General features: G+C 73.7%; 22 protein-coding genes. 6 read left to right on the top strand and 16 right to left on the bottom strand.

Going from position 1 to position 23179, the window contains the following annotated elements; all coding sequences use genetic code 11:
• Positions 1-109 precede the first annotated feature (109 nt).
• Positions 110-1114 (top strand): 2,3,4,5-tetrahydropyridine-2,6-dicarboxylate N-succinyltransferase, encoded by a 1005-nt coding sequence (dapD, locus tag ABTY56_RS26175; RefSeq protein ID WP_350631619.1) that lies wholly within the window; start codon positions 110-112, stop codon positions 1112-1114.
• A gap of 181 nt (positions 1115-1295) precedes the next feature.
• Here dapD and ABTY56_RS26180 read toward each other — a convergent pair whose 3' ends face one another.
• Together ABTY56_RS26180 and helR are read right to left on the bottom strand one after the other, a co-directional pair.
• Positions 1296-1607, bottom strand: coding sequence for a DUF6087 family protein (locus ABTY56_RS26180; RefSeq protein ID WP_350631620.1), 312 nt, complete (start codon positions 1605-1607; stop codon positions 1296-1298).
• 142 nt (positions 1608-1749) lie between these two features.
• Complete coding sequence (gene helR / locus ABTY56_RS26185) at positions 1750-3909, bottom strand: RNA polymerase recycling motor ATPase HelR (RefSeq protein ID WP_350631621.1); 2160 nt, start codon at positions 3907-3909, stop codon at positions 1750-1752.
• A gap of 490 nt (positions 3910-4399) precedes the next feature.
• On the opposite strand from helR, the gene ABTY56_RS26190 reads away from it, so the two are divergent.
• The gene (locus tag ABTY56_RS26190; RefSeq protein WP_350631622.1) at positions 4400-4636 is read left to right on the top strand and encodes a hypothetical protein; all 237 of its coding nucleotides are present in this window, start codon (positions 4400-4402) and stop codon (positions 4634-4636) included.
• Here ABTY56_RS26190 and ABTY56_RS26195 read toward each other — a convergent pair.
• The 6 genes from ABTY56_RS26195 to ABTY56_RS26220 all read right to left on the bottom strand — a co-directional run bounded on the left by ABTY56_RS26195 (position 4582) and on the right by ABTY56_RS26220 (position 10256).
• The gene (locus tag ABTY56_RS26195) at positions 4582-5262 is read right to left on the bottom strand and encodes a DUF6099 family protein (protein WP_350631623.1); all 681 of its coding nucleotides are present in this window, start codon (positions 5260-5262) and stop codon (positions 4582-4584) included. The two genes, ABTY56_RS26190 and ABTY56_RS26195, sit on opposite strands and share 55 nt — an antisense overlap.
• A 154-nt stretch (positions 5263-5416) precedes the next feature.
• Positions 5417-5812: a nucleotide pyrophosphohydrolase gene (locus ABTY56_RS26200; protein ID WP_350631624.1), complete on the bottom strand. Its 396-nt coding sequence runs from the start codon at positions 5810-5812 to the stop codon at positions 5417-5419.
• On the bottom strand, positions 5809-7266 hold the full coding sequence (locus ABTY56_RS26205) for an AAA family ATPase (protein ID WP_350631625.1): 1458 nt from the start codon (positions 7264-7266) through the stop codon (positions 5809-5811). The genes ABTY56_RS26200 and ABTY56_RS26205 overlap by 4 nt, the downstream gene beginning before the upstream one ends.
• A gap of 225 nt (positions 7267-7491) precedes the next feature.
• Positions 7492-8331 carry a putative RNA methyltransferase gene (locus tag ABTY56_RS26210; protein ID WP_350631626.1) on the bottom strand — a complete coding sequence of 280 codons (840 nt, stop codon included), beginning with the start codon at positions 8329-8331 and terminating at the stop codon, positions 7492-7494.
• Positions 8332-8487: 156 nt separating this feature from the next.
• Positions 8488-9342, bottom strand: coding sequence for an ATP-grasp domain-containing protein (locus ABTY56_RS26215; protein WP_350631627.1), 855 nt, complete (start codon positions 9340-9342; stop codon positions 8488-8490).
• On the bottom strand, positions 9339-10256 hold the full coding sequence (locus ABTY56_RS26220; protein ID WP_350631628.1) for an ATP-grasp domain-containing protein: 918 nt from the start codon (positions 10254-10256) through the stop codon (positions 9339-9341). Before ABTY56_RS26220 ends, ABTY56_RS26215 begins: the two co-directional genes overlap by 4 nt.
• 216 nt (positions 10257-10472) lie before the next feature.
• On the opposite strand from ABTY56_RS26220, the gene ABTY56_RS26225 reads away from it, so the two are divergent.
• Positions 10473-11339: a GNAT family N-acetyltransferase gene (locus ABTY56_RS26225; protein ID WP_502893186.1), complete on the top strand. Its 867-nt coding sequence runs from the start codon at positions 10473-10475 to the stop codon at positions 11337-11339.
• A 124-nt stretch (positions 11340-11463) separates the two neighbouring features.
• Here the strand turns inward: ABTY56_RS26225 and ABTY56_RS26230 are convergent, their stop codons facing one another.
• Positions 11464-11892 (bottom strand): fic family toxin-antitoxin system, toxin component, encoded by a 429-nt coding sequence (locus tag ABTY56_RS26230; RefSeq protein WP_350631630.1) that lies wholly within the window; start codon positions 11890-11892, stop codon positions 11464-11466.
• Positions 11889-12125, bottom strand: a complete 237-nt coding sequence (locus ABTY56_RS26235; protein ID WP_350526055.1) for a toxin-antitoxin system HicB family antitoxin — start codon at positions 12123-12125, stop codon at positions 11889-11891. The genes ABTY56_RS26230 and ABTY56_RS26235 overlap by 4 nt, the downstream gene beginning before the upstream one ends.
• Before the next feature lie 261 nt (positions 12126-12386).
• Here ABTY56_RS26235 and ABTY56_RS26240 point away from each other — a divergent pair, with 261 nt between their 5' ends.
• On the top strand, positions 12387-12584 hold the full coding sequence (locus ABTY56_RS26240; protein WP_350526054.1) for a hypothetical protein: 198 nt from the start codon (positions 12387-12389) through the stop codon (positions 12582-12584).
• A 153-nt stretch (positions 12585-12737) separates the two neighbouring features.
• On the opposite strand, the gene ABTY56_RS26245 is transcribed toward ABTY56_RS26240, so the two are convergent.
• Positions 12738-14033, bottom strand: a complete 1296-nt coding sequence (locus tag ABTY56_RS26245; protein WP_502893188.1) for a class I SAM-dependent RNA methyltransferase — start codon at positions 14031-14033, stop codon at positions 12738-12740.
• A 434-nt stretch (positions 14034-14467) separates the two neighbouring features.
• Positions 14468-16543, bottom strand: coding sequence for an APC family permease (locus tag ABTY56_RS26250; RefSeq protein WP_350631637.1), 2076 nt, complete (start codon positions 16541-16543; stop codon positions 14468-14470).
• A gap of 247 nt (positions 16544-16790) precedes the next feature.
• On the opposite strand from ABTY56_RS26250, the gene ABTY56_RS26255 reads away from it, so the two are divergent.
• Together ABTY56_RS26255 and ABTY56_RS26260 are read left to right on the top strand one after the other, a co-directional pair.
• Positions 16791-17459 (top strand): potassium channel family protein, encoded by a 669-nt coding sequence (locus ABTY56_RS26255; protein ID WP_350631631.1) that lies wholly within the window; start codon positions 16791-16793, stop codon positions 17457-17459.
• Entirely contained in the window at positions 17459-18130 is a 672-nt protein-coding gene (locus ABTY56_RS26260) for a potassium channel family protein (RefSeq protein ID WP_350526052.1), read from the top strand. The genes ABTY56_RS26255 and ABTY56_RS26260 overlap by 1 nt, the downstream gene beginning before the upstream one ends.
• 66 nt (positions 18131-18196) lie before the next feature.
• Here the strand turns inward: ABTY56_RS26260 and ABTY56_RS26265 are convergent, their stop codons facing one another.
• The 4 genes from ABTY56_RS26265 to ABTY56_RS26280 all read right to left on the bottom strand — a co-directional run bounded on the left by ABTY56_RS26265 (position 18197) and on the right by ABTY56_RS26280 (position 22850).
• Positions 18197-18952: a DUF3159 domain-containing protein gene (locus ABTY56_RS26265; protein ID WP_350631632.1), complete on the bottom strand. Its 756-nt coding sequence runs from the start codon at positions 18950-18952 to the stop codon at positions 18197-18199.
• A 2-nt stretch (positions 18953-18954) separates the two neighbouring features.
• A complete protein-coding gene (locus ABTY56_RS26270; protein WP_350526050.1) occupies positions 18955-19362 on the bottom strand; it encodes an OB-fold nucleic acid binding domain-containing protein in 408 nt (135 codons plus the stop codon).
• A gap of 65 nt (positions 19363-19427) precedes the next feature.
• Positions 19428-20108 carry a response regulator gene (locus ABTY56_RS26275; RefSeq protein WP_030256434.1) on the bottom strand — a complete coding sequence of 227 codons (681 nt, stop codon included), beginning with the start codon at positions 20106-20108 and terminating at the stop codon, positions 19428-19430.
• A gap of 144 nt (positions 20109-20252) precedes the next feature.
• Entirely contained in the window at positions 20253-22850 is a 2598-nt protein-coding gene (locus ABTY56_RS26280; RefSeq protein ID WP_350631633.1) for an ATP-binding protein, read from the bottom strand.
• Positions 22851-23179: the final 329 nt, after the last annotated feature.

Raw genomic sequence — 23179 nt, forward strand, 5'->3', positions numbered from 1 at the left:
GAGCACCGGGTTTTCCCGTCCGGGACCCCGCGGCCGGGATGTCCGTCGGGCACGTCCGCACGGTGGGCGTGTTCGGCACCGGGGCCCCGCATTGGCTAACGTGCACGATGTGACTGCTGAATCCACCTCGCTCGAATCCACCTCCCCGGCGACCGGCGCCGTGGCCACCGGTCTGGCCACCATCGCCGCCGACGGCACCGTCCTCGACACCTGGTACCCCGCCCCCGCGCTGGCCGCCGAGGCCGGCCCGGCCGGCACCGTCCGCCTGACCGCCGAGCAGGCCGAGGCCGAGCTCGGCGCCGGCGCCGCCGAGGCCCTGCGCGCCGACGCTCGCCGCGGCGTCGAGGTGGTCGCCGTGCGCACCACCATCGCCTCCCTGGACGAGAAGCCGCTCGACACGCACGACGTGTACCTGCGCCTGCACCTGCTCAGCCACCGCCTGGTCAAGCCGCACGGCCAGAACCTGGACGGCATCTTCGGCCTGCTGGCCAACGTCGCGTGGACCAGCATCGGCCCCGTCCCGGTGGACAAGGTCGAGCAGACCCGCCTCGCGGTGCGCGCCCAGGGCGGCCAGCTGGCCGTGTACGGGATCGACAAGTTCCCGCGGATGACCGACTACGTCGCCCCGACCGGTGTGCGCATCGCCCACGCCGACCGCGTCCGGCTCGGCGCGCACCTGGCCGTCGGCACCACCGTGATGCACGAGGGCTTCGTCAACTTCAACGCCGGCACGCTGGGCACCTCCATGGTCGAGGGCCGGATCAGCGCGGGCGTCGTCGTGGGCGACCACAGCGACATCGGCGGCGGCGCCTCGATCATGGGCACCCTGTCCGGCGGCGGCAAGCAGGTCGTCTCGGTCGGCGAGCGCTGCCTGCTCGGCGCCAACGCGGGCATCGGCATCTCGCTCGGCAGCGACTGCGTGGTCGAGGCCGGCCTGTACGTCACCGCCGGCACCCGGGTCACCACGCCCGACGGCACGGTGGCCAAGGCCGTCGAGCTGTCCGGCCAGGACAACCTGCTGTTCCGCCGCAACTCGCAGACCGGCGCGGTCGAGGTCATCGCCCGCTCCGGCTCCTGGGGCGGTCTGAACGCGGACCTGCACGCCCACAACTGACCTGCGGGCAGCGACCGTCGGGGTCCGGCGCCAGGCGGCGCCGGGCCCCGCTCGCGTTCCCGGGGGCCGGTCGTGTTCCCGAGGGGCCCGGTTGCCGTTCCCGAGGGGTCCGGTTGCCGTTCCCGAGGAGTCCCCGTCGCATTCCCACGGTGCTGGCGGGGTCAGGACGCGCGGTGGCGCCTCACACCCCTCGGGGCTTGCGGTGCCGCCCCGGCGACTTCCCGGGCCGCTGGGCCCGGCGGGCGGGGCGCACCAGGCCGTCGCCCTCGATCCCGTGCAGGATCCGCTGGGCGGCGGCGTAGTCCTCGGCCACCGTCTCCGGCAGCCACTGGTAACCGTCCCAGCGTACGATCAGTCTCGGCTCGCCCGGCGCCACATGGGCGCCCCGCGACCGCTCGTCCACAAGCCGTACGGCCCGCAACTGACCGACCGGCCGCAGTCGTTGCTCCCGCCTGGCCGCCCACGACGCCAGCGGTTCCTCCTCCTCGTCCATCGCCCCAGTCTGGCCTCCGGACGCCGTCGGCCGACACCCGTGTCACTCGACCGGGCGACGGGCGTTCCGGCCCCTCGTCTCCTCCCACTCCCCCGGCTTCCCTCCTGTCCCTCCTGTCCCTCCGGTTCCTGTCCCTCCGGTCTCATGAACTCCTGAGGATCACGAGCCGCTGGGTGGCCCGGGTCATCGCGACGTAGCGGTCGACGGCTCCCTCGACTCCCCCGCCGAACGCCTCCGGGTCGACGAGCACGACCAGGTCGAACTCCAGCCCCTTCGACAGCTCCGGGGTCAACGACCGGATCCGCGGCCGGGCCCGGAAGTCCGGTGCGCCGATCACGCAGGCGACCCCCTCCGCGTGCTCCGCGAGCCAGCCGTCCAGGACCGCGTCCAGCTCCGCCACCGACCCGTGCGTGACGGGAATGCCGCTGCTGCGGACGGAGGTCGGCACGTTGGCGTCCGGCAGCGCGGCCCGGATGGCGGGCTCGGCCTCGGCCATGACCTCCTCCGGTGTGCGGTAGTTGATGCTCAGCGAGGCGACGGTGGTGCGGTCGAGCCCGATCCGCTCCAGCCGCTCCTGCCAGGACTCGGTGAAGCCGTGCCGGGCCTGCGCGCGGTCCCCGACGATGGTGAAGCTCCGGGACGGGCAGCGCAGGAGCAGCATCTGCCACTGCGCGTCGGTCAGTTCCTGGGCCTCGTCGACGACGATGTGCGCGAACGGTCCGGCCAGCGGCTCCGGGTCGGCGGCGGGCAGGGCGGTCTCGTCGACCAGGGTGTCCTGGAGGTCCCGTCCGCGCAGCATCGTCACCGCGCCTTCGCCGTCGTCGTCGGCCTGGAGCAGGTCACCGATGACATCGGCCATGCGGGCGCGCTCGGCAGCGACCGCGGCCTCGCGTCGGCGCTGCCGCCGGGCCGCCTCCGGATCGCCGAGCCGCTGCCGGGCGGCGTCCAGGAGCGGGAGGTCCGACACCGTCCAGGCCTGGGGCGCGTCCTTGCGCCGCAGCTTGCGGACCTCCTCCGGGTCGAGCCAGGGCGCGCACATCCGCAGGTAGGCGGGCACCGACCAGAGGTCGCCGACCAGGTCGGCCGCTTCGAGCAGCGGCCACGCGCGGTTGAGGGTCTCCACGAGCTCCCGGTCCTGCCGCAGCGACCGGCGGAACTGCTCGGGCGACACCTCCTCCTCGTCCGCGTCCAGCTTGTCCAGCAGGATCGTGGCGAGCTCGTCCCAGATCTGCTCGCGCGCCTCGTTGTGCGGGGTGCCCGGGTCCGGCGCGTCGAACGCGTCCGCCCAGTCCTGCGCGCTCAGCCAGAGCTCGGACCAGTGGGTGGTGACCGCCATCCCCTCGGCCGGCGGCTCCTCGTAGAACCGGACGGCCTTCTCGATCGCCTTCACCATGTCGACCGAGGACTTCAGCCGGACCACCTCCGGATCTGCCTCGGCCCCCGCCGTCGCCCCCTCGGCGACGAGGTCCCGCACGGTGCAGGTACGCACGCCCTCCTCGCCGAGGCTCGGCAGGACGTCCGCGACGTAGGCCAGGTACGGCTGGTGCGGGCCGACGAACAGCACGCCGCCGCGCCGGTGGCCGAGCCGGGGGTCGGAGTAGAGCAGGTACGCGGAGCGGTGCAGCGCGACGACGGTCTTTCCGGTGCCCGGGCCGCCGTCGACCACGAGGGCGCCCCGGGAGCCGGCCCGGATGACGGCGTCCTGGTCGGCCTGGATGGTGGCCAGCACGTCCCGCATCCGGGCCGAACGGTTGCCGCCCAGGCTCGCGATGAACGCGGACTGGTCGTCCAGCGCAGCGTGCCCCTCCAGAGCCGCGACGGTGAACACCTCGTCCCAGTAGTCGCTGATCCGGCCGCCGGTCCAGCGGTACCTGCGGCGGCTCGTCAGCCCCATCGGGTCGGCGTGGGTCGCCGCGAAGAACGGCTCGGCCGCGGGCGAACGCCAGTCGACCAGCAGCCGGCGTCCCTCGCTGTCGGTGAGGCCGAGCCGCCCGATGTACACCGGCTCGGGGTCGTCCGCGCCGACGACGTGCCCGAGGCACAGGTCCAGACCGAAGCGGCGCAGCGCGCGCAGCCGACCGGTCAGCTTGTGGATCTCGATGTCCCGGTCCATCGCCTCCCGGCCGAGGCCACCCGGTGCCCGGCGCAGGGTGTCGAGGCGGTCGGACAGCTCGGCGATCGCCTGCTCCAGGCTCTGCGCGACGGCCGCGAAGTGCCGCTCGTCGCCGCCGATCAGTGCCGGGTCGGCCTTGGCGGCGAGGCGGTCTGGGAGGTCGAACGCGCTGGTGGTGAGGGGGGTCATGGCATCAGCTCCGATCTGAGGCCTGCGATTGTGCGCCACCATGGGGGCCTTGCCGCAAGACCCCCGGTGCGCTATACGTTGAGAGTGGCAAGGGGTGGGTACTCCCCCTTCCGTCTCTTCCGGCTCGACTTCCGGTCCTCCTTTCGTTCTCGCGGGCGGCACCCTGCTGCCGCCCCGGGCAGCGCGGGCTCCGCAGGCGCCCGGTACCCGCTCGGCACCCGATCGAGGCCCCGCTCGAGGCCCAGCTCGACATTCGGCCGCGCCTAGCCCAGCCCGCGCCGGGGCGGCAACCCCGGCTCACCCGGGAGGCTTACGCCGTCCCGGAGTCGGACCGCATCGAGTGGTGCCCGGTGACGGCCGCCGGAGCGGTTCGTTGGGTGCTGCGGCGGGGACGTGCGCCCCGGTGGCCGGGCGGCCGCCGCCCCGGCCGTACGGGCCGGGCCAGCGTCGGCCGCTGCACACCGCACCACCGATCCGAAGAGGTCCCGCCATGTCCGAACCCTCCGCCACGCCGCAGCTCCCGAGCAGCCCGACGGGCTCGGCCGACGGCACCTGGGCCGGGCCCACCACGGCCAAGAACCTGCTGGACCGGATGCAGGAACTGCTCGCCGCGGTCACCGCGGATCTCGCCGCGTTGCAGTCCTCCGGCACCCGGGGCACCGACCCCACCGCCTACCCGACCGGCACGGACACCTCCGGGACCCCGGCCGCGCCGGGCGCCCGGTAGCCGGCCGTTCGCGCCGACCCCGTCGGCCCGGCCTCACCCGGCGGGCCGACATCGTCCGGTGCGCCTCCGCCGTCCGGTGCGCCTCCGCCGCCCGGCGGATCGAGCCGGACGAGTAACGGCGAACCGCAGGCGGCCCGTTCCGGCACGGCCCCGCCGAGCGCCGAGCACGCCGGCCCGTCGGCCCGGCCCGCCGCCTCCCGCAGCCGCCCGGTCAGGTCCTTGCACTCCGACATCGCGTCGACGCCGTCGATGCACGTCCAGTAGAGGCTCTCGGTGTCGGCCCCGCAGGCCAGCACCACGAGCGTCTCCCCGACCTCGTGCAGCAGCCCGTCCAGTGCCCCCAAGGCCGGTGCCAGCTCGCCGAGTTCGGTGAGCCGCGCCGCCCGGCCGCCGCTCACCAGGGCGGCCCGGACGACCGAGCGGTCCAGACAGACCGCCGCGTGCGCCCCGGCCTCGGAGAGCTGCCGCCCCAGCCCGGTCAGCTCCCCGTCCTCCGACTCCGCCAGCCGGGCGCCCATCGCCTCGGCGAGCAGCGCGGCCTGCCGCGCCTCGGCCAGTACATCCGGTACGTGCCTGGCCTCGGCCAGGGCGTGCCGGGCCGTCCTGATCAGTCGCAGCGCCTCCATGGCCACCGCTCCTCTCGCTCGCTGTCGCCGTCGACCGGGGCCGCCGAGCGGCGGCCGGGTGGTCATGGCGACAGCGTGCGAGGAAGGACGCGGGCTCGCATCCGCCTTGTCAGAAGCTGTGGACAACTCCGGGGCTGTGGATAACTTCCGTCCCTCACAAGGGTTGGTCGTCCACGTCCGGGTTGACGTCGGCCGCTCCGTCCGGCACCGGGAAGCGGTGCTCGTTGCGCTCGATCTTGGCCGCGAGGGCCGCCAGTGGATCCACCCCGACCGCCGTGCAGAACTGCAGCAGGTACGCCAGCACGTCCGCGACCTCGTCACGCACCCGGTGCGCGCGCTCCGGCTCCGACATCACCTCGGCGGCCTGCTCGGGCGTCAACCACTGGAAGATCTCCAGCAGCTCGCCCGCCTCCACGCTCAGCGCCGCCGCCAGGTTCTTCGACGTGTGGAAGGGCTCCCACCGTCGGGCCGCCGCGAAGTCCACCAGCCGCTGCTGCAGGGACTCCAGGGTGGGCTCCGGCTCCCCCGGTCCCGTCACTCGTTCGCTCACCCCTCCAGGTCTACCCCATCGCCGCCCGCCGCCGCCCCGGCCCCCTCCACGCCCGGCCGCTCCCCCTCCGCGGCCCCGTCGGCCACCTCCCCTCGTCCGCCTTGGACGGGCACCCGGGCCGTCTCCGGCCGCAGCACCGTGAACCCGGAGTCCGGGTCCCGCCGGCACTCGACCACCGCCACCGCGCCCGGCCGCGCGTCCCCCGAGCGCACCTCACCCGGCCGCACCTCGCCCGGCCGCGCCTCGCCCGCTCCGCCCAGCGCCTCCCGCACCGCCGCCGGCTCCTGCAGCGCGGCCACCACCCGCAACTGGCTGCGCTCAGCCATGTCCCGCGCCAGCCGCAGCAGCGAGGCGGCCTGCTCGGTGGCGAGCCCCGCCCCCAGGTCCTCGGCCAGCACGGTCAGCTGCCGGTGCGCCCACGGCACCTCGGCGGCCACGTCGAGGTCGAGCACCCCCGCCCCGGTCAGCAGCACCGCGGCGAAGGCGAGGTGGCGCAGCATGCCGTCGGAGGCCTGGTCGGCTCCGGTCCGCCCGAGGACGCCCTCGTCGAAGACGGCCAGGACGCGCCGCACGCCCTCGTCGCTCTCGCGCTCGGCCACGGTGAGCCCGAGCAGCGGGTGCGGTGCGGCGGACTGCACCACGCGCAGCAGCTGCCCGTACCGGCGGGGGCACTCGTTGCCCAGCCGGGCGATGACGGCGGAGATGTTCGCGGCGTTGCCGCGCAGCCGGGCCTGCGGGTCGGCCCGGGCCCAGCCGCGCATCAGCGCGGGGACGGGGTGCAGCGGGAACACCTCGCGCAGCGCGGTGAGCAGGTCCTCGGTGGCCGCCAGGACCAGGCACTCGCCGGCCGAAGAGCCGGCGACCCGTAGCGGCAGCTGTGCGGTGATCATGGTGCCGCTGGGGAAGGGCGCCCGGATGTCGCCCTGCCGGGTGTCGTTGTGCCAGCAGACGTTGACCCGCCGGTGGCGGACGTCCTGCTCGCCGGTGTCCACGAGCGTCCGGCCGTCGAGGGTGAGCGACTCCCGGGCGATCCGGACCGGACCGTCGGTGCGGATCACCACGTCGAGCCGGATCCGGCCGTGCGGGGAGCGGACGGTGCAGCCGAGGATGATCGCGTCCCGCCCGTGCGGGACGCAGCCGTCCAGGCCGCCCCGGACGGGCAGGGCGAGCGGACCGGTGCGGTCGGGCAGCCCGTCCAGCGAGTCGGCGATCTCCTCGCCGAGCGCGAGCCGGGACAGCACCGCCAGCGCGTCGAGGGCGTTGGACTTGCCGACCCCGGCGGGGCCGTGCAGCACGGTGAGGGGTGCGAGGGGCAGGACCGCGCGCCGGTAGGACTTGAACGAGGTGAGCCGGAGCTCCTCGACGGTGGGGCGTGGCACGGGCGAGCGGTCGGGCCCCGGGGCGTCCGGTCGGAGGTGGGCCGGCCCGGCGGGCCTGGTGGCGTCGCGGTTCACCTGTCGGACGTTAGCCTCAGGCCGACCGGCAGAAACGTGCCTGCTCAGCAGATTCATCCCAACGTGGCGCCTCACCCCGACGCGATGACAGCGCGTCCCGCCTGCGCCGTGCCCACGGCCGCCCGTCCGCGCCCCGCCCGCGGCCCACCCGGGTCCCACTCACGGCCCATCCGGGTCCCGGGGCGGCCTGAGCCCCGGAAGCCCCCGGACCGCGCCCCGCCACCCTCAGCGCCGGTAGGCGGCCACCGTCACCGAGGCGGTCACCTCGACCGGGTCCGGCAGCGCCGCGAGCGCGGCGCCGAGCCGCCCCGGGTCGGTGTGCCAGGCACTGGGCCCCATGCCGACGACGGTGCGCACGTCCTGCGCGTCGAGCCGCAGCGTGAACTCGACCTCCCGCTGCCCCGCCGGGGTCAGGTACGGGCCGAGCTTCTCGTCGATCCGCCGCTGCTTCTCCTCGTCCACCGACAGCAGCCCCAGCGCGTCCACGAGTTCGCGCAGGTGGCGGGCGGTGGGCGAGACCAGCAGCAGGGTGCCTCCGGGGCGCAGCACCCGGCGGATCTCCGGCCCGTTGCGCGGGGCGAAGACGTTGAGCATCAGCTCGGCGGAGGCGTCGCGCAGCGGCAGCGGGCGCCAGGCGTCGCAGACGACGGCGCCGATCCGCGGGTGCGCCTTGGCGGCACGGCGCAGCGCGTACTTGGAGATGTCGAGGGCGGCGCCGACCCGGTCGGGGAGGGCGTCGAGGACGTGGGCCAGGTAGTGGCCGGTGCCGGCGCCGAGGTCGGCGACCAGCCCGTCGGGCTCACCGGCGGGCGCCGCGGCGGCGGCCTCGGCGAGGGCGTCCGCGATGGGCCGGTAGTGGCCGGCCGCGAGGAAGTCCGCCCGGGCGGCGACCATCTCGGCGGTGTCCCCGGTGCCGGTGTGGGCGTCACCGGCGAGGAGGCTGGCGTAGCCCTGCTTGGCGAGGTCGAAGCTGTGCCCGGCGGGGCAGCGCAGGCTGCGGTCGTGCCGGGTGAGGGCCTGCGCGCAGAGGGGGCAGGCCAGGTAGCGCTCGATGTCCTGCAGCAACGTTCCGTCTTCTCTCGCCGTACGCCCCGGCCGGTCGGGGCGCCAGCCAGCCTAACGACCCGGGCCGTCCGCTGCCCCGACCCGCCTGCGCGCAAAGCGGCTCGACGCCTGGCCCGGCGCCGGCCCGGCACCGCCCCGCCTCACCTACCGCCCGACCTACCGCCCGCGCCCCGCCAGTGGCCGCGCCCGCTCGGCCCCGACCCGCAGCGCGAGCGCGGCGAGCGCCTCGGGCGCGCCGGGCCTGCCCCGGACCCCCGGGAAGGCGTTGACGTCCACGATGACGGGCTCGGCGGGCCCGTCGAGCAGGTCGACCCCGTACACGTCGAGCCCGAACACCTCACCCACCCGCAGCGCGAGCGCGGCCCGCTCCGCGGGCGGCTCCCAGTCCGCCGCCCGCCCCGGATCTCCCGGCTCGGAGGCGAGCTCGGACCGCCGCCGGGCGGCGAACACCTGCCCGTCGATCACCCACAGCTTCTGGTCCCACCCCGTCCCGGGGACGAACGGCTGGGTGACGACGGGCTCCTCGGCCCAACGCTCGGCGAGTTCGCGGAGCCGGGCCGGGCCGTCGACCCGCGCGACCAGGTCGTGCCGCCGGCTGTGTCGGCTCTTGAGCACGAACGGGTAGGCGGGCGCGACGAGTTCGCCCAGCAACCCGGCGGCGGCCGTGGCCGCGAACGGCAGTCCGGCGGCCCGCGCGAGGTCGGCCATCCGCACCCGGTCCTGGCAGAGTTCCGTCGCCGCCGCCGAGTTGACCACCGGCGCGCCCCGCCGCTCCAACTCGGCTGCCAGCGCGAGCGCTCGGGGCGTACGGGCCTTGAGCAGGTAGACGTCGGCGAGCTCCCCCGTCGGAGCGAGCCCCCCTGCCACCACGCGCCCTCCCGCCACCGCGAGCTCCCCCGCCGACCCGGCCGGCGGAACGGCCACCACCTCGTGGCCCCGCTCCGCCAGCAGCGCGGCCGTCGCCGCCAGCACCGGGTGCCCCGGATCCCCGGTGATCAGCCCGATCCTCACAGCAAGTCCCCCTCGCCGAAGCCCAGTTGTCCCAGTTGCCCGTACGGTGCCCCGCCCGCCGACACCAGCGCGGCCGCGGGTCCGCCGGGCACCGAGACGGCCGTCCCGCTGCGCGCGAGCCGCAGCACCGCCCGGGCGACCCGTGCCACGGCGTCCGGCACCTGCCGGAAGCTCGGGAAGTCGTTGATGTCGACCACCACCGGCCCGTCCGGCCCGAGCAGCACGTCGACCCCGTACAGGTCCAGCCCGAAGACCTCCCCGACCTGCGCCACGATCCGCGCGACGCTCCCCGGCAGCGGCACCTGCCGCTCCCGCACGCCCTGCCCGGGGTGCAGCGGGGAGGAACGTTCCGTCGCGAAGAGCTCGCCGTCGACGCAGTACACCTTGAGGTCGGTCCCGGAGTTCGGCACGTACGGCTGCGCGATCAGCAGCCCCTCCCCGACCAGCTCGGGCCCGACCTCCAGCAGGTGGTCGGGGCTGCGCACCAGCCGGACGGCACGCCCGGAGCTGCCGTCCGCGGGCTTGACCACCAGCGGGTACTCGGCGACCGGGATCTCCGCGAGCCGCTCCCACCGCGCGGCCGCGTACGTCACCGGAACGGGCAGCCCGCGAGTGCTGCCGATCACCGCGGCGAGCGCCTTGTCCCGGACGCCGCGGATCGAGCGCACGTCGTTCACCGTGGTGAGGCCGACGGCGGCGGCCGCCTCCAGCAGGGTCAGCCCGGGCCCGCCGGAGACGGTCTTGAGCACCCAGGCGTCGTGGCTGCCGGCCCGGACCGCCTCGGAGATCGCCAGCAGCGAGTCCCCGGGGCGCAGCACGTCCACCCGGTGCCCCCACGCGGTGAGCTGACGCGCCACATCGAGCGGCATGCCGTCGTGCCGGTAGTGTTCCTCCACCAGAAAGCAGAGCCTCATGGGCCTGTCTTCCCCCTTGCCTCGCCGAGTGCAGACGTCCGCCGTCCCCCTCGGCAGAGCTGTAAAAGCATCAGCATGCACGCTGTGTGCGCACAAGATCGCTGCGGGCCGGTAAGCGTTCGGCAACAATCGGCGCCCGGGCGCGACGCACGGCCCTCCTCCGATCGGACCGGCACGCCGCAAAACCGGTGGCGGCACGCCCGGGCCCCTGCTTGGATGCACGCCGTGACTCCTGCCGATCAAGCTCCCGACCGCCCGCTGCTCGACGAGATCGAGCGCTACTACGACGCCGCGCCGCGCAGCGCCGCCCGTGCCGAGGACTTCGGTCCGCTGACCCTGTTCGTCCGCGCGGGCGACACCGGCTGGCACTACTACGCCCGCCCGACGCTCGGCCACGACGGCCCGGCCGCCACGGTCGAGGACGTCCGCCGGGTGCTGGAGCGGCAGCGCGGGCTGGGCGCGCCGGAGGCCTTCGAGTGGGTGGCCGAGCAGAACCCCGGGCTGCGCGCGGCCGTCGAGGCGGCGGGTCTGACGGTGCACGAGCACCCGCTGCTGGTGCTGGGCCCGCAGGACGAGTCGGCTCCGGCGCCCGTCCTCGCGGAGCGGACCGAGGTGCGGGTGCTGGCCGCGGACGCGCCCGAGCTGGCGCAGGCGGTGGCCGTCCCGCACGTGGCCTTCGGCGCCCCGGGCACCGCCATCGGCGCGGCCGGCGCGGCCGAACTGGCGGCGAGCACGGCCACGTTGACGGCCGACGGCGGAGTGGCACGGATCGCCCAGCGGATCACCGACGGGGTCACCGTGCAGGCCGCCGCGCTGGAGGACGGCTCCGTCCTGTGCGCCGGCCAGTACAACCCGGTGGGCCCGGTCGGCGAGGTGGTCGGCGTGGGCACCCTGCCCACCGCCCGTCGACGCGGCCTGGGCCTCGCGGTCACGGCGGCCCTGGTCGCGCACGCCCGGGCCAACGGCGTGCGGACGGTGTTCCTGTCCGCCTCCGACGAGGACGTCGCCCGGATCTACCGCCGGGCCGGATTCCGCCCGTTCGCGACGGCCCTGATCGCGGAGGCCGCGTCACCCCAGGCCTGAGGACCACGGCCGGGCCACGGGGCGCAGCGGACACCCCCCGGTACGACCCGCGTGGACGGCGCCGGACGGCACTGGACGACGCAGGCGACGCGGGCGACGCGGGCGGGGACGACGCGGGCGACGGTCAGTCGTCGTCCTCGTCCTCCTCGTCCGCGCCGCTGACGCCCTCCCCCTCGGCCTCGTCCACCACCCACGCCGCCAGCCGCTCGGCGACGCCGGACACCCCGATCCGCCCCTCGCGGATGGCCCGGGAGAGGCTGCGCACCTCGCGGGCGGTGGTGGCGACGGTGCAACCGCTGGCGACGAGGTAGGCGTACGCGACGGCGGTCGCGAAGAGCTCGTTGGTCTTCTCCAGGGCCGGCACCCGGATCAGCTGGTGCATCAACGCGGCGGCGCGGTCCTGCGGTTCGGGGTAGACGGCGATGTCGAATATCTCGGCCTGGTGCCGGGTGACGGCCGCGAGCAGTGAGCCGTAGTCGGTGACCTGCGGATCACCGGGCGTGTACTGCTCAGCGGTCATGAGCAGCCACGAGAGGTCGACCTCAAGGTTCAACGGCGCACGTCCTGGAGGTCGCCGGGCTCCCCGAACTCGGCGAGGAACGCCGTCTCGTACTCCTTCATGAACTGGGCGGCCGCGTCGACGAAGGCCCGTCCGGACTCGCCCATGTCCTGCTGGACCAGGCGCTCGATGTACTGGTTCATGCTGATCCCCTGCTGCTCCGCCCGTTCCCGGGCCATCTCCGCGGTCGTGGCGTCCACGCGGACGTTCAGCTGCTTCTTGGCCATGCCCTTCAAGCTAGCGCCGAAGTGCTAGCACAACAAGGGCGCACGCCCACCGCCCGCACACCTTCCGCACGCCCCCACGCAACCTCCCCGTCCCGAAACCGTCACCTCGAGCCGCGGCCGAAGCCGCCCATCTTCCATACCCGCCCACCGCCGCCCCACCCCCGGCAGGACGAGCGAGACTTGAAGAGTCCTTCACCATCCGGGACTCTGATCTCCCCTGAGCGTTCCACTGAGCGGCACCGACCGGTGTGGAGGCCGGCAATGACAGCCATGTTCGACCAGGAGCTGCGCGAGCAGCTCGCCCAGGCCCGACGGGACCTCGCGGCGGCACGGGCCGAAGGGGACGCCGACGGCGTCCAGGCGTACGAGGGCCGGATCGCCTCGCTGCTCCGGCTCGCCTCCCAGCACGGCATCCACCTTCCGCACAGCGTGGACGAGGAGGAACACAACGAGCCCTGATCGAGCCCGGCCCGCAACCGCACCGGCCCGGCGCGACCCGCAAGGACACCGGTCCCGCCCGCAACGGCACCCGTCCGGCCCGCAACGACGAGGAGGCGGCACCCGCCGAGCGGGCACCGCCTCCTGAGTCCGACCGGCCACCGGCCGACCGGGTCACTCCCCGGCCGGCTCCAGGATCGCCACGCACTCGAAGTGGTGCGTCATCGGGAACAGGTCGAAGGCCCGCAGCGACACCAGCCGGTAGCCGCCCTCGCGGAAGAACTTCAGGTCCCGGGCGAGCGCCGCCGGGTCGCAGGCCACGTACGCGATCCGGCGCGCCTCCAGGCCGACCAGGTGCGCGACGGTCTCCCGCCCGGCACCCGAGCGCGGCGGGTCCAGGACGATCAGGTCGGTGGCGGTGATGCCGGTGCGCGGCAGCAGCGTCTCCACCCGGTCGCACTCGATCCGCACGTTGTCCAGCGCGGCCAGGTTGTGCCGGGCGTCGACCACGGCCTGCTTGGCGGACTCGATGCCGAGCACCGCGCCCTCCTCGCCGACCCGGTCGGCCAGCGCGCCCGCGAACAGGCCGACGCCGCAGTACAGGTCGAGCGCGCTCTCGCCCCACTGCGGGTCGAGGCCGTCCAGCACCGCGTCGACCAGGGTGTCCGGCGCCTCCGGGTGGATCTGCCAGAAGCCGCCGTTGCTGACCCGCCAGGTCCGCCCGGCCGCCCGCTCGCGCACGAAGCCGCGCCCGTGCACCTTGTGCACGTCGCCCTGGTCGTCCACCCGGGCGATCGACACCGGCTTGTCCAGCTCGACCAGCGGGAGCTGCGCGCCGTCGCGCGGGGTCAGCACCACCTGGCGGTCCGAGGAACCGGTCGCGGCGATCACCTCGACGCTCGCCACGCCCGGCCAGTCGCGGGCCTCGATGCCCAGCTCCGTGACGCCCTCGGCGGCGATCAGGCAGCGGTCCACCGGCTGCACCTCGTGCGAGCGGTGCTTGCGCAGGCCGACCTTCCCGGTCTCCGCGTCCACCGTGTACTGGACCCGGGTGCGCCAGGCCGGCACCTGCCCGGCCGCGAGCTTGCCGCCGACCGGCTCGACGCTGCCGTCCCAGCCCGCCTCGGCCGGGGTGAGCCCGGCCAGCTTGGCCAGCTGCTCGGTCAGCACCGACGCCTTGAGCTTGCGCTGCCCGCCCGGGGTGACGTGCTGCCAGTCGCAGCCGCCGCACTTGCCGGGCCCGGCGAACGGGCACGGCGCCTCGATCCGCTCCTTGGCGGGCTCCAGGACCTCCACCGCGTCGGCCCGCAGGAACCGCGAGGTGGTGGTCCCCTCGGTCACCAGGGCGACGACCTTCTCCCCGGGCAGCGCGTGCCGCACGAACAGCACCCGCCCCTCGTGCCGGGCCACGCAGTGGCCACCGCCGTGCGCGACCGGGCCGACCTCGACCTCGTACCGCTGCCCGGCCAGCGGCTCCCCGGACGGCGCCTCCGGCCGCGGCGTCCGCGCGGCGGCGGTGCGCAGCGCCTTCGGCGGCCGCACCGCCTGCTTGCGCGGCGCCTTCCGAGCGGCACCGGCCGCACCGGCGGCGGCGCCCTTCCCGGTGCCCTTGCCGGCCGAGCCCTTACCGGCGCCCTTGCCGGCGCCCTTGCCGGCAGCACCCTTGTCGGCAGCGCCCTTCCCCGCGCCCTTGCCGGCGGTGTCACGGCCCGGCTTCCGGTCCTCCGACGGCACCTGCTCCCCCGGAACGATCGGAGCGGTGCGGGCGGTCAGGCCGTCACGGTCGGTGGCCTCCGGACGGGACGGCCGGCCCCAGCGCGGCCGGGCGACCTGCCCGGGCTGGGAGCCGCCCCGGCGGGAGCCCTTGCCGGAGGAGCCCGAGGAGCGGGGCGGATTGTTGCGGGTCACTGGGAGGAGTCCTTGCTGCGCTCGGAGGTGCCACCGGTACTCGCACCGGTGAAGACGGAATCCTTCGACTTTACGGCCTTCGGCGCCCGAGGCTCGCCACGCCGGACGGCACCCGGCGCCGACCAGGCCTTCTGCGGCTTGCGCCGCTCCGAGGATTCCAGCTGCCAGGGCACCGAGGTGACCATCACACCGGGCTTGAACAGCAGCCGACCCTTGAGCCGCAGCGCGCTCTGGTTGTGCAGCAGGTGCTCGTACCAGTGGCCGACCACGTACTCGGGGATGTAGACCGCGACCACGTCGCGCGGGCTGCTGCGCCGCAGGTTCTTCACGTAGTCCAGGACCGGCCCGGTGATCTCGCGGAACGGCGAGTCCAGCACCTTGAGCGGAACGTCGATGCCGCGCTCGTCCCACTCCTGCCGCAGCGCCGCCGTGTCCGCCGGGTCCACGTTGACGGTGACGGCCTCCAGGGTGTGGGCGCGGGCCAGCTGGGCGTACGCGAGGGCCCGCAGCGCCGGCTTGTGCAGCTTGGAGACCAGCACGATGGCGTGCACCCGGGTGGGCAGCACCACGTCGTCGGGCTCCTCCGCTGCGGTGAGCTCCTCGGAGACCCGGTCGTAGTGGCGCCGGATGCCCTTCATCATCACGAACAGCACGACCATCGCCGCGATCGCGATCCAGGCGTGGCCGATCTTGGTGACCAGGACGACGATCAGCACGGCCATGGTCATCACCAGGCCGAACGTGTTGATCGCCCGGCTGCGCTGCATGCGCCGACGCTCGGCCGGGTCGGTCTCGGTGCGCAGCAGCCGCGTCCAGTGCCGGATCATGCCGGACTGGCTCATGTTGAACGAGACGAACACACCGACGATGTAGAGCTGGATCAGCCGGTTCGGGTCGGCGTCGAACGCGAAGATGAACAGGATCGCCGCGATCGCCAGCAGGATGATGCCGTTGGAGAAGGCCAGCCGGTCACCGCGGGTGTGCAGCTGGCGGGGCAGGTAGCGGTCCTGGGCCAGGATCGAGCCGAGCACCGGGAAGCCGTTGAAGGCGGTGTTGGCGGCCAGCACCAGGATCAGGCCGGTCACGGCGGCGACGAAGTAGAAGCCGGGCGTGAAGTTGCTGAACACGGCCTCGCTGATCTGGGCGAGCGCGGTCTTCTGGTGGTAGCCGGACGAGGCGCCGCCGAGCTGCTCCGCCGGGTTCTCGGCCATCTGGACGCCGGTCAGGCGAGCCAGCCAGATGATGCCCATGAACATCACCACGGCGACGCTCGCCATCATCAGCAGCGTGGTCGCGGCGTTCTTGCTCTTGGGCTTGCGGAAGGCCGGCACGCCGTTGGAGATCGCCTCCACACCGGTGAGCGCGGCACAGCCGGAGGAGAACGACTTCAGCAGCAGGAACACCAACGCGAATCCGGCCACCGACTCGTTGCCCGGTGTCGGTGTGAGGGTGAAGCCGGCGCTCTCGGCGGGCATGTCCTGGCCCAGCACGAAGTGCCGGAAGAACCCGAAGCCGACCATGCCTATGACGCCGATCATGAAGGCGTAGGTGGGAATGGCGAAGGCGGTTCCGGATTCGCGCACACCGCGCAGGTTCATCCCCATCAGCAGGATGACCACGATCACCGACAGCGTCAGTTCATGGCCACGCAGCGCGGGAACGGCAGAGACGACGTTGGCGACGCCCGAGGTGGTGGACACGGCCACGGTGAGCACGTAGTCGACCATCAACGCGCTGGCGACGACGAGACCGGCAGCCGGTCCGTGGTTGACGGTCGCGACCTCGTAGTCACCGCCACCACTGGGGTAGGCGTGCACGTTCTGCCGGTACGAGGCGACCACGGCGAGCATCACGATCGCCACGACGACGCCGATCTGCCAGGAGAAGTGGATCGCCGAGACGCCCGCGACGGAGAGGGTGAGCAGGATCTCCTCGGGGGCGTACGCGACCGAGGAGAGCGCGTCCGAGGCGAAGACGGGCAACGCGATCCGCTTGGGGAGAAGCGTTTCGCCAAGCTTGTCGCTGCGCAGCGCGCGCCCGATCAAGAGGCGTTTCGGGAGGTCTTTCGGCATAGGCACGTTAAGGAATCGTAGGGGCTTCCCGGTCAAGGCTCCGCCGTTTGTCCCCCCCTTCGTCGCGACTGCGTTCTACGGACCGGCTAGCGTGTCGGATACGAGTCGGTGGGCAACACTCGGGTTGTCAGGTGTTGCCGGGGCCGGCGCCCCACGAGAACGCTCGTCCCGGACGACCGGGCGGGAAAGGGAGATGAACGGTGTTTGCGCAGGTCAGTACCCCGACGGAACGGGTGAGGTAGCGCCGGTGCACATCGTCATCATGGGCTGCGGCCGCGTGGGCTCGGCCCTCGCGAGAGCGCTGGAGAAACAGGGCCACTCGGTGGCCGTGGTCGACCAGGACCCGACCGCCTTCCGCCGGCTGGGTGCCGGGTTCAACGGGCGCCGGGTCACCGGTGTCGGCTTCGACCAGGACACTCTGCGCGAGGCCGGCATCGAGGAGGCGGGCGCGTTCGCCGCGGTCTCCAGCGGCGACAACTCCAACATCATCGCCGCTCGGGTGGCCCGGGAGAACTTCGGCGTCGAGAACGTCGCCGCCCGGATCTACGACCCCCGCCGCGCCGAGGTGTACCAGCGCCTGGGCATCCCGACCGTGGCGACGGTCCGCTGGACCGCCGACCAGATGCTGCGCCGGCTGCTCCCGAGCGGCGCCGAGCCCCTGTGGCAGGACCCGAGCGGCGGCGTGCAGCTGGCCGAGGTCGCGTACGACCCGCGCTGGATCGGCCACCGGTTCGGTGAGCTGGAGGAGGCCTCCGGCACCCGGGTGGCGTTCGTCACCCGACTCGGCGAGGGCATCCTGCCCACGCCGCAGATGGTGGTGCAGGAGGGCGACCTGGTGCACGTGATGCTGCGCCGGGCCGACCTGACGGCCGTCGAGGCCGCGTTCGCGCAGGGACCGAAGGAGGAGGGTCACTGATGCGGGTCGCCATTGCCGGTGCCGGTGCCGTGGGCCGCTCGATCGCGGGCGAGCTGCTGGAGAACGGCCACGAGGTCCTGCTGATAGACAAGAACCCGAACTCCATCTCGGTGGAGCGGGTGCCGATGGCGGAGTGGCTGCTGGCCGACGCCTGCGAGATCACCTCGCTGGACGAGGCCGCCCTGCAGCGCTGCCACGTGGTGATCGCCGCGACCGGCGACGACAAGGTCAACCTGGTCGTCTCGCTGCTCGCCAAGACCGAGTACGCGGTGCCGCGGGTCGTCGCCCGGGTGAACAACCCCAAGAACGAGTGGCTCTTCAACGAGTCCTGGGGCGTGGACGTGGCCGTGTCCACGCCGCGCCTGATGTCCGCCCTGGTCGAGGAGGCCGTCAGCGTCGGCGACCTGGTCCGCCTGATGCGCTTCAGCCAGGGCAACGCCAACCTGGTCGAGCTGACCCTGGCCTCCGACACCGAGCTGGTCGGCACCCGGGTCGGCGACGTGGCCTGGCCGCCGGACACCGCGCTGGTGACCATCATCCGCGAGGGCCGGGTGCTGGTGCCGGGCAAGGACGACACCCTGGAGGGCGGCGACGAGCTGCTCTTCGTCGCCGCGCAGGAGCGCGAGGAGGAGCTGGAGGAGCTGCTGTCGGCCACCACCGGCGCGCAGTGACGACGGAACCACGGCCGAGGGCCCGCACCCTGCTGGGTGCGGGCCCTCGGCCGTGCGGGGAGGCGGCTACTTCGCCGACTCCTCCTCCTCGTCGTCCAGCTGCGCCTTGATCGGCGGCGGCGCCTTCAACAGGATCTGCCAGGTGACGTACATCGCCAGCAGCATCGGCGGAATGCCGAGGGCGACCTTCAGCCAGCCCAGCAGGTTGACGTTGTGGGTGAAGTACAGCGGGAAGAGGATCACCGGCTTGAGGCCCATGATCACCACCCAGGCCCAGGTCGCCCTGGTGTAGGCGGCGAGCCGGCCCGGGTTCTCCTTGCGCCACGTGAACATCTCGCCGGTGATCGGGCCGAGCATCACACCGATCATCGGCCAGCGCGCCAGCGCGGAGGCCGCCAGGGCGATGCAGTAGCCGACGTTCCAGAGCAGACCGGGCAGGTAGAAGTCCTCGGCCCGGCCGCTCTTCATCGAGATCCAGGCGCCGAGCGCGACGCCGAACACCCCGCTGAAGGCGTGCTGGATGGTCTCCCGCTTCGCCAGCCGGGCCACCACGAACAGCGCGCTCAGGCCGAGCGCGGCCCACGCCGAGGTGCTGACCTGGTGGGTGAGGTTGTACGTGACGATGAAGACCAGGCCGGGCAACGTCATGTCGATCATGCCGCGCACGCCGCCGAAGGCCTTCAGTACGGTGTCGGCGGCCTCTTTGGAGGCCGCCTGGCGGGCGGCCTCCGCGGCCTCCTCGGCCTGGCGGGCGGCATCCCGGGCCGCCGCGTCGTGGGACAGGTCGAGCTGGGCGGCCTCGCCGCCGGGCTGGTTGCTCACGCTCATTCGCTCCCGTGTCCGACCGGACGCAGCTCATATCGGGGGTTGAACAGCACGCGGCGCCCGCGCGCGTGGCCGATCCGGCCGCTGGCGACCAGCCTGCGGCCGGGCTCTATGCCCGCGATCGAGCGGCGGCCGAGCCAGACCACGTCCAAGGCCTCGGTGCCGTCGAAGAGTTCGGCCTCCAGGGCCGGCACCCCGGCCCGCGGGCGCAGCGTCACCGTGCGCAGCGTGCCCGCGACGGTGACCAGCGCGCGGTCCGCGCAGCCGGCGATCGGCGTGCACCCCGACTCCGCGGCGCTCTCCTGACGCAGGTCCTCGGCCTCCAGCTCCTCGGTCGAGGAGGTCAGCCGACTGAGCATGCGGCGGAACCGCCCCTGCGGCTGGCCGCTGCTGTTGTCACCACTCATGTCGGAAGGGTACCGGTTTCCGGGCCCCCGGCGGCAGGTCGTTCAGCCGCCGGGGGCAACGGCGGTCAGCTCTCGAACCGGTATCCCATTCCCGGCTCGGTGATGAAGTGACGCGGGTGCGAGGGGTCGCGCTCCAGCTTCCGACGCAGCTGGGCGAGGTAGACCCGCAGGTAGTTGGTCTCGGTGCGGTAGGCGGGGCCCCACACCTCCTGGAGCAGCTGGGTCTGGCTGACCAGTCGCCCGGCGTTGCGGACGAGGACCTCCAGCAGGTGCCACTCGGTCGGGGTGAGGCGCACGTCGGCGCCGTCCCGGTTGACCTTCTTGGCGGCGAGGTCGACGGTGAAGGTCTCGGTGACGACCAGCGAGTCCGCCTCCCCGGCCACCGGCTCGGCCCGCCGCACCGCGGCCCGCATCCGGGCGAGCAGCTCGTCCATGCCGAACGGCTTGGTGACGTAGTCGTCGGCGCCGGCATCCAGGGCCTCGACCTTCTCGTCCGAGGCGTGCCGGGCCGACAGCACGATGATCGGCACCCGGGTCCAGCCGCGCAGGCCCCGGATCACCTCGACCCCGTCCATGTCGGGCAGGCCCAGGTCGAGGACGACGACGTCCGGATGGCGGGCCGCGGCCAGCTCCAGGGCGCTCGCGCCGTCGTGGGCCGCGTCCACCTCGTACTTGCGGGCCTTGAGGTTGATCACCAGCGCGCGGACGATCTGCGGTTCGTCGTCCACCACGAGGACCCGGGTCATTTACGGGCTCCGCCTTTCAGGGCTGTCGGACTTGAGGGCTGCGGGACTTGAGGGGTGTCGGACTTGAGGGCTGCAGGGCCGGCGTGCGGTACTGCGTACGGCACGGGATCGACGGGCGGAGGGCCGAGGGCGGCCCGCCGGCTCTCATGTGATCAGCTCCGAGAGCGGACCGCTCCCGTCGCCGTGCGGCTCACCCGGCTCCTCCGGCTCCGGTGGCCGTTCGACGGCCGGCAGGCTGACGACCATGGTGAGGCCGCCGCCGGGGGTGTCCTCGGCGGTGACGCTACCGTCCATCGCCTCGACGAAACCGCGCGCCACCGCGAGCCCGAGGCCCACGCCGGCACCGCGCGGCGCGTCCCCGTAACGCTGGAACGGCGCGAAGATCCTCTCCTTGGCCTCCTCGGGCACTCCCGGCCCGCGGTCGACGATCCGCAGCTCGACCCGGCCCGGCATCCCCGGTTGCTCCAGCGCATCGGCCTTGACCAGTACCTTGACGCCGTCCGGGCTGTACTTGACGGCGTTCTCCACCAGGTTGGCCAGCGAGCGCTCCAACAGCCCGCCGTCGGCCCGGATCATCGGCAGCGTCTCCGGGACGTCCAGCCGGACGGACTCCGGCGGCACCCCGCCGAGCGCGAACGGCACCACCTCGTCCAGGTCGGTCTCCTGGATCAGCGGGGTGACCGTCCCGGTCTGCAGCCGGCTCATGTCGAGCAGGTTGTTGATCAGGTGGTCCAGCCGGTCGGCCCCGGCCTCGATCCCGGCGAGCAGCTCGGCCTCGTCCTCCGGGTCCCAGTCGACGTCCGCCGATTGCAGCGAGGTCACGGAGGCCTTGATCCCCGCCAGCGGGGTGCGCAGGTCGTGCGAGACGGCGGCCAGCAGGGCGGTCCGGATCCGGTTGCCCTCGGCCTCCCGCCGGGCCGCGGCTGCCTCCCGGGCCAGTCGGCGGCGCTCCAGCACCACCGCGGCCTGCGCGGCGAAGGCCCCGAGCAGCCGCCGGTCCGCCCCGGGCAGCACCCGGCCGCGCAGCACCAGCGCCAGGCTGTCGCCGACCGGGACGTCCACGTCGGCCTCCTCCGGCCGCTCCGGCGGCCGCAGCCCGGCTGTGGCCACCGGCACCCACGGACCGAGCGGATCCGGGCGCTCCAGCAGCGCGGCGCTCTCCTGCCCGAAGGTCTCCCGGACCTGCTCCATCAGCGCGGTCAGCACCCCGTCCCCGTTCGGCGCGCCCCGCAGCACCGTGCCCGCCAACGCGCTGAGCGTCTGCGCCTCGGTCTGGCTGCGGGCCGCCTGGTGCGTCCGCCGGGCCGCCAGGTCCACCACGGACGCCACCGATATGCCGACGATGGTGAATATCGCCACCGCCATGATGTTCTGCGGCTCGTTGATCGTGAAGGTGTGCAGTGGCGGCGTGAAGTAGTAGTTCAGCACCGAGGAACCGACCAGCGCCGAGCCGACCGCCGGCAGGAGCCCGCCGACCAGCGCCGCGCACACCGTCAGCGACAGGAACAGCAGCATGTCGGTGGAGAGCCCCAGCCCGCCGATCGCCGTCAGCACGATCGCCAACAGCGGCGGACCGGCCAGGCCGATCAGCCAGCCGGCGACGGTCCGGGTCCGGCCCAGGTCGGTGGTCCGGCGGACGGGAATCCGGCCGCGCCCGTGCCCGGCGTGCTCATGGGTGACCATGTGGACGTCGATGTCCCCGGCCTCCCGGGTCACCGTGGTGCCGACGCCCGGCCCGTACAGGTACTGCCAGCCGGGCCTGCGGCTGGTGCCCAGCACGATCTGGGTGGCGTTCACGCCCCGGGCGAAGTCCAGCAGCCCGCCGGCCGGGTCGTCGCCCAGGACGGCGTGGAACGAGCCGCCGAGGCTCTCCACCAGCGCCCGCTGCTCGATCAGCGTCTGCGGCGAGCCGGCACCGACCAGGCCGTCCGAGCGGGATATGTGCACGGCGAGCAGCTCACCGCCGGAGACCCGGGCCGCGATCCGGGCCGCCCGGCGGATCAGCGTCGCCCCCTCGGGCCCGCCGGTCAGGCCCACCACGATCCGCTCCCGGGCCTGCCAGGTGCCTTCGATGCCCTGCTCGGCCCGGTACTTCTGCAGGTACTCGTCCACCCGGTCCGCGGTCCACAGCAGCGCAAGCTCGCGCAGCGCGGTCAGGTTGCCCGGGCGGAAGTAGTTGGCGAGCGCCGCGTCGATCTTCTCCGGCGCGTACACGTTCCCGTGCGCCAGCCGTCGCCGCAACGCCTGCGGGGACATGTCCACGAGCTCGATCTGATCGGCCCGTCGGACCACCTCGTCCGGGACGGTCTCGCGCTGACGCACGCCGGTGATGCCGGCGACGGCATCGCCCAGCGACTCCAGGTGCTGCACGTTGACGGTGGAGATCACGTCGATCCCGGCCGCCAGCAGCTCCTCGACGTCCTGCCAGCGCTTCTCGTTGCGGCAGCCGGGCACGTTGGTGTGGGCCAGCTCGTCCACCAGCGCCACCTGCGGGCGGCGGGCGAGGACGGCTTCCAGGTCCATCTCGGAGAACCGCGCGCCGCGGTGCACCACCTGCTGCCGCAGCACGACTTCCAGCCCGGCAACCATGTCGGCGGTACGCCGACGGCCGTGGTCCTCGACGAACGCCACCACGACGTCCGTGCCACGTTCGTGCCGCCGGTGCGCCTCGGCGAGCATGGCGTACGTCTTGCCGACCCCGGGGGCCGCCCCGAGGTAGATGCGCAGCCTGCCTCGTCCCATGAGCACCATTCTTGATCCGGCCATGCCCGGGAGCCACCCCCGGACACCTGTTCCCCCTCCCTTCGAGACTACGGCGTGAGCAGCGATTTTCCGCTGATCAGTCCACCGATCAGGCGGTTTTAGCGACATATTGACGGTGGACCAGCCACTCGGCGGGGGTCACTCAGGGGACTGTCGACGGGGGCTGGCCGGCTTCCGGAGAACGATCCGCGAGGACGCTCCGGAAAACGTCCGGGAAACGCGAAGAACCCCCATCCGGAATCCGGATGGGGGTTCTTCACAATGATTGTTCGGCGGCGTCCTACTCTCCCACAGGGTCCCCCCTGCAG

This window comes from Kitasatospora sp. NPDC097691 (genome assembly GCF_040302665.1).
Lineage (GTDB): Bacteria > Actinomycetota > Actinomycetes > Streptomycetales > Streptomycetaceae > Kitasatospora.